Genomic DNA, 13,255 nt, shown 5'->3' with positions numbered 1-13,255 from the left:
ACTTGATCCCCTGAAGAGCCGTTCAAGACCAGGACGTTGATAGGCTGGGTGTGTAAGCGTTGTGAGGCGTTGAGCTAACCAGTACTAATGACTCGTGCGGCTTGACCATATAACGCCAAAGCGATCTTTAAAAAGAAAGATCAGATAACGCGAAAGATTTACCACGCACAAAGTGCAAAGCAACAACGACAGATTCTATAGTGTGTTGTCCACAAGACAGCACACATCGTTTTCGCCTGGCGACCAAAGAGCTTTGGAACCACCTGACTCCATCCCGAACTCAGCAGTGAAACGAAGCATCGCCGATGGTAGTGTGGGGCCTCCCCATGTGAGAGTAGGTCATCGCCAGGCACTTTTTAAAACCCCAGTCGGCTATCGACTGAATAAGTCGGCTGGGGTTTATTACGGGGTATAGCGCAGTCTGGTAGCGCGCCTGCTTTGGGAGCAGGATGTCGGGAGTTCGAATCTCTCTACCCCGACCATCTCTTATAGAGATCCGAAAGGGCCAATCGAAAGATTGGCCCTTTTTCTTTGCATCAAAAAAATAATTTAAACCTGTTACTCTTTGCTCTTCTTATTTCATGTCTGCAGTCTTGGAGATCATGGCATGTCAGGACGTCAGAAGCGGCCTCAGAATCAATCTTCAAATAAATCCCAGCAGGAAGCGCTTCAAGTGGCAAAAGCGACTCAGAAGCCTGGACAGACGAAAGAACAGACTCGTTTGATTGCTCAGGGTATCCAGAAGGGTATTGAGCAATACAAGAAGCAACATAAAGCTAAATTACGGGATCTGGATAAGCAGAAGAAAAAGAAAAGTTCCGGTGAGGCTGAAACTGAAATCATCACAGAAACCGAAACTCAGATCGTTTATAAACAACACTGGCTGCCTTGGGGATTGTTGGTGATCAGCTGGTGTGGATTTGTTGCTTATCAACTGATGGCCTGACAGCTTTTGAAAAAGACAGACTGACATAAATAAATAGGGCGATCTTGCGATCGCCCTATTTATTTATTTATGCTTTGTATCCCAATGCAGGTTTACAGAGATACGATCTCAGCAATGTGCATCAGGTTACGATCGATGCCCGGCTTGCGACTGATAGCATCGTGAATCGATACGGTGCAAACAGAACCGTTGCGCACACCACACATTACGCTGCTATGACCAGCCATCAGCTGCTCAACGGCGGCTACGCCCAAACGGGTTGCCAGAACACGGTCTGCACAGGTTGGATTACCGCCACGCTGCATGTGGCCCAGAACAGACACACGAATATCGTAGTCTGGCAGGTGCTTCTTGGTTTCTTCAGCCATGAAGAGGGCGTCGCCCATTTTTTCACCTTCAGCGACCAGTACAATGCTGGAGGTTTTGCCGTTTTCACGGCCGGTCTTGAGCTTTGTGATCACTTCATCCAGCTCAGTGCTTTCTTCAGGAATCAGAATGTTGGTTGCACCAACAGCGATACCGGCGTTCAGGGCGATGAAGCCTGAGTCGCGTCCCATAACTTCGATGAAGAACAGACGGTTGTGGGAGGTGGCAGTGTCTCGAATACGGTCGACAGCATCCACGACGGTGTTCAGTGCGGTGTCGAAGCCAATGGTGAAGTCGGTACCGTAGATATCGTTGTCGATAGTGCCTGGGATACCAATGACAGGAATATCGAACTCATCGGAAAGCAGGCTGGCACCAGTGAAGGAACCGTCACCACCGATAACGACCAGACCTTCAATGCCACGCTTCTTAAGGTTGTCGTATGCCTTCTGGCGGCCTTCCCGGGTGCGGAACTCTGCACAGCGGGCTGAGCGAAGCATGGTGCCCCCACGGTTAATGATGTGGGCTACAGCGCGGGCGTCCAGGGTTTCTGCGTTGTCATCGATAACGCCCTGGTATCCTTCATAAAAACCGGTGACTTCGATGCCATGATGAGTACAGGTACGAACCACAGAACGGATGGCTGCATTCATTCCCGGAGCGTCACCACCAGAAGTCAGAACGCCGATGTGTTTCAGGCTTTTTCCCATGTCTTTATCCAAATCATTGACTCTCAGAAGAGAGTTGTGGGGATAGCATTTTTATGTGGAGCATCATTCCACTGCTCATATCAAGTATGAGCCTACATTTGTTGTGTGACCCAATTAAGAATGGGTCGTGAGAAATTTCTCACAGAATAAACAGGCAAGTACGACTGTTTGCGATAGGTATTGTTACGTAATATTTAAGCTGACAGAGGATGTCACCGCACAGGGCCGTGCAACCCAAGGATGGGTCTATCTCTTCAAGACAAGTCTAATTCCGATTCCAAGCATCTCATATCATGGTAAATGGTATGAGATTGCTTTACTTCTCTCACAGAACATCAATCAACTTACCCCCTATCGGGTATACGTATTAGCATCCCAGTAAATTACTAAAAAAGCATTGACCTTTGTCCCACTGTGACGAAAATGGCTCCGATTTTCCGGTTCTCGGGAAGTCTTCCTTATTTGCATCTTTTGCCGGCTTAATTCCGGATTTTTCAATTCAATTTTCTACAGAGATATAGCTGATGAAGTTTTTGAAAAGCTATGTGTTAGTTGCACTAGCAGCCTTAAGTGTCAGCGGCGGTGTAGTCGGTCAGGACCTGAATGTTCTGAACTGGAGCGACTACATCGCCGAAGATACCCTGAGTAATTTTGAACAGCGCACAGACATCAAAGTCACATACGATGTATTCGACAGTAACGAGGTTCTAGAAGCCCGTTTGTTGTCTGGCAATTCAGGTTACGACATAGTCGCTCCTACCAGTGAGTTTTTATCCAGACAGGTGAAGGCTGGCGTCTTTATGCAGCTGGATAAAAGTAAGCTTACGAACTGGAAACACCTTGATCCAAAGCTGCTGGAGATGCTCCAGAGTCACGACAAGGGCAACCAGTATGCTCTGCCTTATATGTGGGGCACGACAGGCATTGGATATAATAAAGAGCTTGTCGAGAAGGCTCTTGGTACAGATGCTCCTGTAGATAGCTGGGCTCTGCTTTTTGAGCCGAAGTATATGGAAAAGCTTGCCCCTTATGGCGTCGTTTTCCTGGAAGCACCTACCGAAATTTTTCCGGCCGCGTTGAGCTATCTCGGACTTGATCCGAACAGCAAGAACCCTGCTGATTACGCCAAGGCTGAGGAAGTTATTTCCGGTATCCGCAAATACATCCGTTACTTTAACTCCTCCAGCTATATCAGTGATCTGGCCAATGGTGAAATCGCTGTTGCAATGGGGTGGTCTGGTGACATCCTGATGGCCGCTGACCGCGCAGAAGAAGCGGGTCGACCATTTGAAATCAACTACTCCATCCCAAAAGAGGGGGCGGGTGTCTGGTTCGACATGCTGGCCATACCGGCTGATGCCAAAAATGCTGATGAAGCACACGAATTCCTTAACTATCTGCTTGATCCAAAGGTCATAGCGGATATCAGTAACTATGTCTCCTACGCAAACCCGAATCCGGCTTCTCAAGAGTTTATGGATGAGGATATTGTGAGTAATACCGGTATCTATCCTGACGATGCAACTTATCAGAAGCTGTATCCTTTTGATGAGATAGACCCCAAGCTGAATCGCGTAATTACACGCGGCTGGAACCGGATTCTCTCCGGCAAATAAGCGCAAGACCACAGATGTCCAACCACTGTAGTTGCACGCTGCGGTTGGACGTTTTGTACTACCTTCTCCATTTGTACACACACAACCAAGGCCGAACCCTCACGCAGGAGTTCGGCTTTTACGGCTGTTAAGAGGTGTTCTGGAAGTTTCTATTTGTACACGCACCTGAGGGTTCGTGGGAGAACAGCGACAGATGGCAATTCCATCCGGATTCTATAAAAAGACGTTCAGTGCCCGTGAGAAAAAAGAGGTACTGCTGCGAATTGATCGAGTGTCCAAGCACTTCGATGAAACGCTGGCTGTTGATGATGTCTCTTTGACCATCAACAAAGGGGAGATATTTGCACTGCTGGGTGGTTCCGGATCCGGTAAATCAACCCTGCTGCGCATGCTGGCAGGTTTTGAGAAGCCATCTGAAGGTCGCATTCTGATTGATGGTCAGGATATTACCAACCTGCCGCCGTATGAACGCCCTATCAATATGATGTTCCAGTCGTATGCTCTGTTCCCGCATATGACCGTAGAGCAGAACGTAGCTTTTGGTCTGAAGCAGGACAAAATGCCTGCAGAAGAGATCAAGGAGCGTGTTAACGAGCTACTTAAGCTGGTTCGTATGCAGCAGTATGCCCGTCGTAAGCCTCATCAGCTTTCCGGTGGCCAGCGTCAGCGGGTGGCCCTTGCCCGCAGTCTGGCCAAGCGTCCAAAGCTTCTGCTGCTGGATGAGCCTATGGGGGCTCTGGACAAACAGCTGCGTACACAGATGCAGCTGGAAGTGGTTGAGATCCTGGAAAAGGTGGGCGTGACCTGTCTGATGGTGACCCACGACCAGGAAGAAGCCATGACCATGGCTGACCGTATCGGGATTATGGATTCCGGCTGGATTGTACAGACCGGTACGCCTGTGGATATCTACGAGAACCCGAACAGCCGTATGACGGCTGAGTTTATCGGTTCCGTCAATATTTTTGAGGGCGAGATCACTGAAGATGAATCAGATCACGTCATCATTAACTGTCCTAAGTTGCCAGTACCTTTCTATATCGGCCATGGTATTGCGACAGCACTTGAAGACCGTAAGTGCTGGGTAGCGATTCGTCCTGAAAAAATCGAGATCAGCAAAGAAAAGCCGGAAGCCGAGTACAACTGGGCAGAGGGTAAGGTCTTCGATATCGCCTATCTGGGCGCACACTCTGTTTACTACATCCAGCTGCCGGGTGGCGGCATCGTTCAGTCCAATATGGCTAACACCGTACGTACTGCTGATCATCCGACCTGGGACGACACTGTTTATATTTCCTGGGGTGAAGAGAGCAGCGTGGTACTGAACTCATGAATATCAAGAAACTGTTAAACCCGGACTGGTACGAGCTTCGTGCCCGGATGGGGCGTCGGGCAGTTATTGGTATTCCATTTATCTGGTTACTGGTTTTCTTCCTGATCCCTTTTGCGATCGTTCTGAAGATCAGCTTTGCCTATACCGAGATTGCCATTCCTCCGTATTCATCCCTGTTCGATTATGCGGATGAAGCCCTGACGATTGTGCTCAACCTGGGCAACTATCTCTGGTTGGCGGATGATCCTCTCTACATCTCGGCCTATATGGGCTCGGTAGAGATTGCCTTTATCGGAACAGTCTGGTGTCTGCTGGTTGGCTACCCGATGGCGTACGCGATGGCCAAGGCGCCCAAGAATTGGCAATCCGCTCTGTTGATGGCTGTGCTGTTGCCATCCTGGACGTCATTTCTGATTCGTATCTACGCGTGGATGGGCATCCTGAGAAACAACGGACTGCTGAACAACCTGTTGATGTGGCTGGGTGTTATCGATGAGCCTCTGGTGATTTTGAATACGAACGTAGCCGTTTATATCGGTATCGTTTACGCCTACCTGCCGTTTATGGTTCTGCCGTTGTATTCCAATCTGGTGAAAATGGATAAGTCTCTGATCGAGGCTGCGCAGGATCTGGGGGCCAAGCCATTCGAGTGTTTCTATAAGATCACTCTGCCGCTATCCATGAGCGGAATTATTGCCGGCTCCATGCTGGTATTTATTCCTGCGGTGGGTGAGGTCGTTATTCCTCAGCTGTTGGGTGGGCCAGAGACTCTGATGATCGGCAAGATCCTGTGGCAGGAGTTCTTTAATAACCGGGATTGGCCTGTGGCTTCGGCTCTGGCAATCGTGATGCTGCTGGTACTGCTGATACCGATCATGATCTTTAACCACTCTCGTCAGAAGGATCTGGAGGGACGCTCATGATCAATCGTAAGCTGAGCTTCTCCAATGTCATGCTGTTCTTCGGTCTGGTCTTCTTGTACCTGCCGATGTTTATCCTGGTGATTTACTCGTTCAACGCTTCCAAGCTGGTAACAGTCTGGGCGGGATTCTCTACCAAATGGTATGTGGAGCTGTTCCGGGATGACCAGTTAATTGATTCGGTACTGACCAGTTTAAATATCGGTGTGACTGCAGCCACAGCCGCTGTGATTCTGGGCACCATGTCTGCTTATCTGCTGAACCGTTTTGGCCATTTCCGTGGTCGTACATTGTTCAGCAGTATGATCACAGCACCACTGGTTATGCCGGATGTGATTATCGGTCTGGCGATGCTGCTGATGTTTGTATCCATGGCCAGCACGCTGGGCTGGCCGGAAGACCGTGGCATGCTGACGATCTGGATTGCCCACGTCACCTTCTGTACGGCCTATACGACAGTGGTTATCAGCTCCCGCTTGCGGGAAATGGATGTGTCTATTGAAGAAGCGGCGATGGACCTTGGTGCTTCGCCTGTGAAGACCTTCTTTGTGGTAACGCTGCCAACGATTTCGCCATCGCTGATTTCAGCATGGCTGTTGTCGTTTACCCTATCTCTGGATGATCTGGTTATTGCCAGTTTTGTATCCGGTCCGGGTTCGACAACATTGCCGATGGTGGTGTTCTCATCCGTGCGCCTTGGTGTATCTCCAAAGGTTAACGCGCTGGCGACATTGATTATTCTGTGTGTTTCTCTGGCAGCGTTTATTGCCTGGTGGTTTGCTCGCAGATCTGACCGTGCGCAGCGTGATGCTTACCGGATGCTGGGACGCGACCAGTAAGCAAAGCCTTCTCTTAGAGCTGGTCCAGCTGGAATTTCTTCTGCAGAATCCGGTGGACCAGCTTCCTCGGCAACCAGTTTGCCAGAAATGGCAAACCAGCACTGCCATTGCCATAGCGCAAAAGCCTTGGCTTCCCCTTTTTATCCAAAGCTTCAGCAATCTTTATCGCCAGCCCTTCTGCGGACGATGGTTTGTCCTGTGAGGCACGTGCTCGTGCCTGTATGGCTTGTTCTATTTTCTGATACACAGAGTTCTTCGGCAGTATATCCAGTGTTTTGCTGGCATTGTCGGCGAAACTGGAACGAATCGCTCCAGGCTGTACGTCGATCACCTCAATACCAAAAGGCATCAGCTCCATACGCAAGGCTTCGGTCAAAGTGCTGAATGCGGCTTTGGAGGCGCAGTACATACCGGAGAAGGGGGTCGTCAGAATGCCGGAAACACTGGTCACATTGACGACAATGGCACTTTGACTGGCCTTCAATAACGGAAAGGCGTCTTGAATAAGACTGATTGGAGCGAAAGTGTTGGTTTCAAACTGCTGGCGCAGGGCTGACTCCGGACTTTCAATCACCGGCCCCATGGCACCGTAGCCGGCGTTGTTGATGAGAATATCCAGTTGTCCTGAAGTCTGTTGAATCTCAGCAAGAGCAGCCTTGCGGCTGCCTTCATCGGTCACATCCAGAGCCAGAGTCTGAATACTCTGACTCTTGAGGTTCTGGACCGCTTCCAGCTTCCTTGCAGAAGCCCAGACCTGGTAACCGCGCTGGTGCAGCTCTAGGGCCAGTGCCTGACCTATGCCGGTAGAACAACCGGTGATTAATACTGTTTTCGGCATAAACGACCTTATCGGTTCTTGTTATCTGGTGGTTATTGGCATGAGTCAGGCGGAAGCGTGTTACTCAGCGGTATCAATATACTTGATTCTGGCGCGCTTGAGGTTACAAAGCAGCTCGTAAGAGATGGTTCCGGCGTGATGTGCGACTTCTGTCGCAGGCAGGCCTTTCCCCCAAAGTGTTACTGTGTCGCCTATACCGGCATTGGGTAGATGGCTCAAGTCAATCGACAGCATATCCATGGAAATCCGGCCAACCAAACGGGTTCTTTGCCCATTCACCAGCACAGGTGTACCGCTTGGCGCATGACGGGGATAGCCGTCTGCATAACCGGTAGCAACCACACCAATGCGCATCGGCCGATCAGTGATGAAAGTTTCACCGTAACCAATCGGGGCTCCGGCAGGCAGGTTGTGGATAGAGAAAATCTGGGAGGTGAGTTCCATTACCGGCTCCAGTCGGTTATCCAACGGATGAGGTTCGATAAACGGAGAGGAACCGTACAGCATTACTCCCGGGCGAACCCAGTCGCCATGAGCTGCAGGCCACTGCATGATGCCTGCGGAATTACACATGCAGGTTTCCTCGGCATACCCTTCGGTGAGGGAGTTGAACAGATTGATCTGCTGTAATGTCTTTGGCTTTTCTGGCTCATCGGCACTGGAGAAGTGGGTCATCAGCACGACATTCCGAACACTCGGACACTCTTTCAGGCGGCGATAGGCCTCACTGAATTCATGGGGTAAAAAGCCGATACGGTGCATGCCAGTATCGATTTTCAGCCAAACATCGAATGGTTTGCCTTTCCAACGGCTCAGAATATCGATCTGTTCAGTCTGGCGGATAACGGTTGAAAGCTGATACTGCTCGATCTGTGGCAGCTCTTCCTCCGAGAAAAAACCTTCGAGCAGAAGGATAGGGCTTTGAATGCCTCCTTCACGCAGATTGATGGCTTCTTCTATGCAGGCCACCGCGAGACAGTCTACCTTTTGCTCTTCTAGCACTCGTGCGACTGGGATAGCACCATGACCGTATGCATCCGCCTTGATGACACCGATAACCTTTTTCCCCGTCAGCTCACGAACAAGCTGCAGGTTTTTGCGCAAAGAAGAAAAATTTATCGTTGCCTGAATTGGGCGGCTCATCTTGGAGGTGACTCCGATCCGTGAAGCATGAAACAATAGACACTTTTACCATGATAATGTCCGGTGGGAAATGCGGGTTCCACACTTCCCCATGGGCGTCCCTATTTTCGTATATCGTTTCATACCATGAGAAACCGGAAAGAAGTAACCCGTCAGCTGGACCGGATTGACCGTAACATCCTGAGAATTCTTCAGGATCAGGGTCGCATATCCTACGTTGATCTGGCCGACAAGGTTGGCCTGAGTACGACTCCTTGCATGGAGCGTGTTAAGCGTCTTGAGCGTGAAGGCGTAATCCAGGGCTATAGCGCCCGCCTCAATCCAGAGTTTCTGGAGGCCGGCCTGCTGGTGTTTGTTGAGATCAGCCTGGAAACCAAGTCCGGCAATATATTTGAAGAGTTCCGTGCGGCGGTGATCAACCTGCCAAACGTACTGGAGTGCCACCTGGTATCCGGTAACTTTGACTATCTGATCAAAGCCCGTATCTCGGAAATGGCCTCTTATCGAAAGCTGCTTGGCGACATTCTGCTGCGTATGCCGGGTGTTCGCGAATCCAAGAGTTATATCGTGATGGAAGAAGTCAAGGAGACCATGAACCTTCCTATCGCAGAGTAAGTTCTGATCCCGCAGCTGTTACAGTGCTCGCTAATGTAACAGCTGCGCTCACTTTGCCTTGAAGCTAGAAGTCCCGGATAAAGTAGTTCAGGGCAACCTGATCTTGATCCGAGATATTTTTGATATGGAAGCCTGCGCCAAACTCTTTACTGAAGCTGGATGGCTGGCACCACATGCATTCCGCTGACAGCTCAATATTGCGTGAACTGTCCAGTTCCGGGATCTCAATAGTCAGATCTAAAACTTCAGATGGCTGCACCCGTGCAGGGGTGAGCAGCATGAATCCTTCCTGGGAAATATCAAAGACTCGTCCAATACTCTGCTGATCTTGAGTCTGAAAAACATTGGCTGTTACGGTCAGGCGTTTACGAACATGCCTGCGCTTTTCCTGAAGCGTCTCTGTCATATTTTCCCGGCCTTTAGTTTTATTTTCTCTACCGAGAATAACCAGCCTTGGCGTTGAGTACAAATATTGCACTTCTCTTATAAAAGAGTGCTCATCAAAGCCTGCTCTTCAAAGAGTATTCATCAAACAAATGTTTGAACGCGCTGATGGGTGAAACTTTTCCCCGTCCGAAATCTTCTGCCTAAACTGTTACTAATTGTTTCGTGCATCGAAATAATGTTGACGAAGTCATATCTGAACATGCATTTTGGAAACCGTCGGCTTTACCCAAGCTGACCAATCTAATAATAAAAATACAAAAGCGGAGGATCCCGCTCATGTTTAACGAGATGAAAACTTCCCGTACAGGGGAGCTGCACTTCAAATCCGACCCCTCAACTGGCCTTCAGGCCGTGATTGCCTTACACGACCTTAGTCGTGGCCCCGCTCTTGGTGGCTGCCGGCTGTTCACTTACTCAAATACTGATGCGGCTATTCAGGATGCTATCCGTCTGGCGCAGGGGATGAGTTACAAAGCAGCGCTGGCAGGTATTGAGCAAGGTGGTGGTAAGTCTGTCATTCTCGCCCCCAAAGATATGACAAACCGGGAACAGCTGTTCCTTGAGTTTGGTCGTTTCGTCGATAGCCTTGGTGGGCAGTACATTACCGCGATGGATGTGGGCACACAGGTTGCTGACATGGACACCATGGCGAAGGTAACGCCTCATGTTTCCTGCACATCACAGTCTGGTGATCCGGCGCCTTACACGGCACTCGGTGTTTTCCACAGCATTAAAGCCAGTCTGAAAGCCTGCTCCGATCTTTCTGATTCTCTGGCAGATGCACATATCGCTGTTCAGGGGCTTGGGCATGTTGGCTGGAATCTGTGTCAGCTGCTTCACGAAGCCGGAGCCCGACTGACCGTCACTGATATTGATGCTCAGAAAACGCAACTGGCTACCCAGCGTTTCGGTGCAACAGTTGTCAGCCCGGAAGATATTTATTCGGTCGTATGCGATGTATTCAGCCCCTGCGGTATGGGTGGCGTGATCAAAACCGATATGGTTAACCAGCTGCGTTGCCGTTCGGTCACCGGTGCAGCCAATAACCAGCTCGCAAATCCTGAGGCCGGCCTCGCATTGAGCCGTCAGGGAATTCTTTATGCCCCGGATTATCTCGTGAATGCTGGTGGGCTGATTTATGCATCACTGTCCCACAGCGGTAAGCCGATCTCTGAGATAAACAAGCGTGTTCAGGGAATAGAACAGACGCTGTCTCACCTGTATCAAAGACATAACTCCAGTGGTGAGCCGACAAGTCTGATTGCCGACAAGATGGCCGAAGACATTCTGTACGGCCCCGACTACCAACAGCGTTTATCAGCCTGACTGGAGGTTTACATGTCTACTTCATTGGACGGTGGTGACCTGTTCAGGGTTCACCGTGACGATATTCCGTATGTGCGTTTTCTGGGAGCCGATGGGCAACCAACACAACCCCTGCCCGAGTGGGTGAATGATGAGCGCACCATGGTTGGGTATTACAAAGCCATGGTGAAAGCCCGTGAGGCTGACAGAAAAGCCATCGCCATGCAGCGCACCGGTCAGATGGGAACCTATCCCTCCGGACTTGGGCAGGAAGCGCCTGGCGTCGTGTATGGCTCCCTAATGAACAAGGATGATGTGCTTGTTCCCTATTACCGTGATCTTTCCGGCCAGCTTCTCCGCGGCGTGGAACTCTCTGATATTTATCTGTACTGGGGAGGCGATGAGCGGGGCAGTGCTGGCGAAGGTTATGGGCAGGATCTTCCAAACTGCGTGCCGATTGCCACTCAGGCTGGCCATGCTGTGGGTATCGCCTCTGCGTTCCGTATTCGAGGTGAACAACGTGTTGCAGTCACAACCTGTGGTGATGGCGCGACCTCGAAAGGTGATTTTCTGGAGGCTCTGAATTTGGCCGGTACGTGGCAGCTGCCGGTTGTGTTCCTGGTTGTGAATAACCAATGGGCGATCTCTGTTCCCCGGCAAATTCAATGTGGTGCCCCCACGCTGGCACAGAAAGGTGCCGGTGCCGGTGTTCCTTGTGTACAAGTCGACGGTAACGATGTGGTCGCACTGCATGAAGTGATTGGCTCTGCTATCGAACGTGCTCGCAAAGGCAAGGGGGCAATGGTAATTGAAGCCATCACTTATCGTCTTGGCGACCACACGACAGCCGATGATGCAACCCGTTATCGTCCTAACGACGAAGTACGTAAAGCCTGGGAAGAAGAGCCGGTAAAACGTCTGCAAACCTGGCTGCATCAAAGAGGCTGGTGGAGCCCTGAGCAGGAAACCGCCTTGCAGGAGCAAGTGCGTAGTGAAGTGCAGAAAGCTGTGGAAAAGTATTTATCCACACCTTTACCGGAAACCTCTGACCTGTTTGATTACCACTTTGCCGAAACACCCATTGGCCTTCGCCAGCAACATGAAGAAATGCAGGGAGGGCTGAGCCATGAGTGAAGCGGCAGAAAAGAAAACGCTTATTGAAGCGGTGAATCTCGCCCTCGACCACGCGATGGAAGAAGACCGGGATGTGGTGGTGCTGGGTGAAGATGTTGGCACCAACGGCGGTGTGTTCCGTGCAACCCAGGGCTTGAAAGACAAGTACGGCCTGCGTCGGGTTATGGATACACCATTGGCGGAAACCCTGATCGCCGGTATGACTGTGGGTATGTCCACCCAGGGCATGAAGCCTGTCGCAGAAATCCAGTTTATGGGTTTTATCTTCGCCTGTATGGAGCAACTGATTGGCCATGCAGCTCGAATGCGTAACCGTACCCGTGGCCGGTTAACCTGCCCGATGGTTGTGCGTGCTCCTTTCGGTGGCGGTATTCATGCGCCGGAGCATCATTCCGAAAGTACGGAAGCATTGTTCGCACACATACCAGGTTTGCGGGTGGTGATTCCTTCCTCCCCGGTTCGGGCCTATGGCCTGCTGCGTTCTGCTATCGAGAATCCGGATCCGGTGATTTTCCTTGAACCCAAGCGTATCTACCGTGTGCAAAAGCAGGTGCTGCCTGACAGCGATTTCCGTTTGCCGCTGGATACCTGTTTCACCCTGCGTGAAGGCAGTGATCTGACTCTGGTGACCTGGGGAGCCTGTGTGCGTGAGTGTCAGGAGGTTGTTCGTCAGCTGGCGGAAGAGGGCATAAGTGTCGAGTTAATCGATGTAGCCACCATTAAGCCTTTGGATATGGACACCATTCTTGCGTCTGTCCGTAAGACCGGACGCTGTGTGATTGTTCATGAAGCTGCGCGCAGCTTTGGTGTCGGTGCAGAGATCGCTGCACGCGTTAGCACTGATCTGTTTCACGAGCTGCATGCTCCGGTTGAGCGGGTGGCAGGTTATGACATCACCATGCCGTATTACCGGATGGAAAAACATTATCTGCCTGATGAAAACAGAATTCGGCAGGCGTGTTTGCAGGCGTTTGGGAACTGATGCAACGAGCGAAGAAAGTGAAGGTTTTACTTCAATTCGCTTTTGCATAACCAATATCTAT

At 50.6% G+C, this 13,255-nt stretch carries 13 protein-coding genes, 1 tRNA gene and 2 rRNA genes; 12 read left to right on the top strand and 4 right to left on the bottom strand.

The window, feature by feature from the left end:
* The 4 genes from EHSB41UT_RS20685 to EHSB41UT_RS20670 all read left to right on the top strand — a co-directional run.
* Positions 1 to 109 (top strand): 23S ribosomal RNA (locus tag EHSB41UT_RS20685); the annotation flags it as partial.
* Positions 110 to 235: 126 nt separating this feature from the next.
* Positions 236 to 351: ribosomal RNA gene (gene rrf / locus EHSB41UT_RS20680) — 5S ribosomal RNA — on the top strand.
* Positions 352 to 405: 54 nt separating this feature from the next.
* Positions 406 to 482, top strand: a tRNA-Pro gene (locus EHSB41UT_RS20675).
* A 191-nt stretch (positions 483 to 673) separates the two neighbouring features.
* Positions 674 to 946 (top strand): DUF2956 domain-containing protein, encoded by a 273-nt coding sequence (locus EHSB41UT_RS20670; protein ID WP_242667376.1) that lies wholly within the window; start codon positions 674 to 676, stop codon positions 944 to 946.
* 92 nt (positions 947 to 1,038) lie between these two features.
* Here EHSB41UT_RS20670 and pfkA read toward each other — a convergent pair whose 3' ends face one another.
* Positions 1,039 to 2,022 (bottom strand): 6-phosphofructokinase, encoded by a 984-nt coding sequence (gene pfkA, locus EHSB41UT_RS20665; protein ID WP_087112765.1) that lies wholly within the window; start codon positions 2,020 to 2,022, stop codon positions 1,039 to 1,041.
* A 524-nt stretch (positions 2,023 to 2,546) separates the two neighbouring features.
* Between pfkA and EHSB41UT_RS20660 the strand changes: the two genes are divergently transcribed.
* The 4 genes from EHSB41UT_RS20660 to EHSB41UT_RS20645 all read left to right on the top strand — a co-directional run bounded on the left by EHSB41UT_RS20660 (position 2,547) and on the right by EHSB41UT_RS20645 (position 6,730).
* Positions 2,547 to 3,638, top strand: coding sequence for a polyamine ABC transporter substrate-binding protein (locus EHSB41UT_RS20660; protein WP_087112764.1), 1,092 nt, complete (start codon positions 2,547 to 2,549; stop codon positions 3,636 to 3,638).
* A gap of 193 nt (positions 3,639 to 3,831) precedes the next feature.
* Complete coding sequence (locus EHSB41UT_RS20655) at positions 3,832 to 4,971, top strand: ABC transporter ATP-binding protein (protein WP_087112763.1); 1,140 nt, start codon at positions 3,832 to 3,834, stop codon at positions 4,969 to 4,971.
* Positions 4,968 to 5,894: an ABC transporter permease subunit gene (locus EHSB41UT_RS20650; protein ID WP_087112762.1), complete on the top strand. Its 927-nt coding sequence runs from the start codon at positions 4,968 to 4,970 to the stop codon at positions 5,892 to 5,894. The genes EHSB41UT_RS20655 and EHSB41UT_RS20650 overlap by 4 nt, the downstream gene beginning before the upstream one ends.
* The gene (locus EHSB41UT_RS20645; RefSeq protein WP_087112761.1) at positions 5,891 to 6,730 is read left to right on the top strand and encodes an ABC transporter permease subunit; all 840 of its coding nucleotides are present in this window, start codon (positions 5,891 to 5,893) and stop codon (positions 6,728 to 6,730) included. The genes EHSB41UT_RS20650 and EHSB41UT_RS20645 overlap by 4 nt, the downstream gene beginning before the upstream one ends.
* Before the next feature lie 13 nt (positions 6,731 to 6,743).
* Here the strand turns inward: EHSB41UT_RS20645 and EHSB41UT_RS20640 are convergent, their stop codons facing one another.
* Positions 6,744 to 7,568 carry an SDR family oxidoreductase gene (locus EHSB41UT_RS20640; RefSeq protein WP_087112760.1) on the bottom strand — a complete coding sequence of 275 codons (825 nt, stop codon included), beginning with the start codon at positions 7,566 to 7,568 and terminating at the stop codon, positions 6,744 to 6,746.
* A 60-nt stretch (positions 7,569 to 7,628) separates the two neighbouring features.
* Positions 7,629 to 8,711, bottom strand: a complete 1,083-nt coding sequence (alr, locus tag EHSB41UT_RS20635) for an alanine racemase (protein WP_087112781.1) — start codon at positions 8,709 to 8,711, stop codon at positions 7,629 to 7,631.
* A 126-nt stretch (positions 8,712 to 8,837) separates the two neighbouring features.
* Here alr and lrp point away from each other — a divergent pair, with 126 nt between their 5' ends.
* Positions 8,838 to 9,326, top strand: a complete 489-nt coding sequence (lrp, locus tag EHSB41UT_RS20630; RefSeq protein ID WP_087112759.1) for a leucine-responsive transcriptional regulator Lrp — start codon at positions 8,838 to 8,840, stop codon at positions 9,324 to 9,326.
* Between the two features lie 64 nt (positions 9,327 to 9,390).
* Here lrp and EHSB41UT_RS20625 read toward each other — a convergent pair whose 3' ends face one another.
* Entirely contained in the window at positions 9,391 to 9,732 is a 342-nt protein-coding gene (locus EHSB41UT_RS20625; protein ID WP_087112758.1) for a PilZ domain-containing protein, read from the bottom strand.
* A gap of 317 nt (positions 9,733 to 10,049) precedes the next feature.
* On the opposite strand from EHSB41UT_RS20625, the gene EHSB41UT_RS20620 reads away from it, so the two are divergent.
* From EHSB41UT_RS20620 to EHSB41UT_RS20610, 3 genes are read left to right on the top strand one after another with little or no spacing between them, the layout of a single operon-like run.
* Positions 10,050 to 11,099: a Leu/Phe/Val dehydrogenase gene (locus tag EHSB41UT_RS20620; RefSeq protein ID WP_087112757.1), complete on the top strand. Its 1,050-nt coding sequence runs from the start codon at positions 10,050 to 10,052 to the stop codon at positions 11,097 to 11,099.
* Between the two features lie 12 nt (positions 11,100 to 11,111).
* Positions 11,112 to 12,212: a pyruvate dehydrogenase (acetyl-transferring) E1 component subunit alpha gene (gene pdhA, locus EHSB41UT_RS20615; RefSeq protein ID WP_087112756.1), complete on the top strand. Its 1,101-nt coding sequence runs from the start codon at positions 11,112 to 11,114 to the stop codon at positions 12,210 to 12,212.
* On the top strand, positions 12,205 to 13,194 hold the full coding sequence (locus EHSB41UT_RS20610) for an alpha-ketoacid dehydrogenase subunit beta (protein ID WP_087112755.1): 990 nt from the start codon (positions 12,205 to 12,207) through the stop codon (positions 13,192 to 13,194). The genes pdhA and EHSB41UT_RS20610 overlap by 8 nt, the downstream gene beginning before the upstream one ends.
* Positions 13,195 to 13,255: the final 61 nt, after the last annotated feature.

Source organism: Parendozoicomonas haliclonae (genome assembly GCF_900174585.1).
Lineage (GTDB): Bacteria > Pseudomonadota > Gammaproteobacteria > Pseudomonadales > Endozoicomonadaceae > Sansalvadorimonas > Sansalvadorimonas haliclonae.
This window is presented reverse-complemented; position numbering and strand designations above follow the sequence as displayed.

What these genes read in the sequence shown, in the direction of transcription:
- pfkA (WP_087112765.1), bottom strand. Translation starts at nt 2,022, where the DNA reads ATGGGAAAAAGCCTGAAACACATCGGCGTTCTGACTTCTGGTGGTGAC.
- EHSB41UT_RS20660 (WP_087112764.1), top strand. Translation starts at nt 2,547, where the DNA reads ATGAAGTTTTTGAAAAGCTATGTGTTAGTTGCACTAGCAGCCTTAAGT.
- EHSB41UT_RS20655 (WP_087112763.1), top strand. Translation starts at nt 3,832, where the DNA reads ATGGCAATTCCATCCGGATTCTATAAAAAGACGTTCAGTGCCCGTGAG.
- EHSB41UT_RS20650 (WP_087112762.1), top strand. Translation starts at nt 4,968, where the DNA reads ATGAATATCAAGAAACTGTTAAACCCGGACTGGTACGAGCTTCGTGCC.
- EHSB41UT_RS20645 (WP_087112761.1), top strand. Translation starts at nt 5,891, where the DNA reads ATGATCAATCGTAAGCTGAGCTTCTCCAATGTCATGCTGTTCTTCGGT.
- EHSB41UT_RS20640 (WP_087112760.1), bottom strand. Translation starts at nt 7,568, where the DNA reads ATGCCGAAAACAGTATTAATCACCGGTTGTTCTACCGGCATAGGTCAG.
- alr (WP_087112781.1), bottom strand. Translation starts at nt 8,711, where the DNA reads ATGAGCCGCCCAATTCAGGCAACGATAAATTTTTCTTCTTTGCGCAAA.
- lrp (WP_087112759.1), top strand. Translation starts at nt 8,838, where the DNA reads ATGAGAAACCGGAAAGAAGTAACCCGTCAGCTGGACCGGATTGACCGT.
- EHSB41UT_RS20625 (WP_087112758.1), bottom strand. Translation starts at nt 9,732, where the DNA reads ATGACAGAGACGCTTCAGGAAAAGCGCAGGCATGTTCGTAAACGCCTG.
- EHSB41UT_RS20620 (WP_087112757.1), top strand. Translation starts at nt 10,050, where the DNA reads ATGTTTAACGAGATGAAAACTTCCCGTACAGGGGAGCTGCACTTCAAA.
- pdhA (WP_087112756.1), top strand. Translation starts at nt 11,112, where the DNA reads ATGTCTACTTCATTGGACGGTGGTGACCTGTTCAGGGTTCACCGTGAC.
- EHSB41UT_RS20610 (WP_087112755.1), top strand. Translation starts at nt 12,205, where the DNA reads ATGAGTGAAGCGGCAGAAAAGAAAACGCTTATTGAAGCGGTGAATCTC.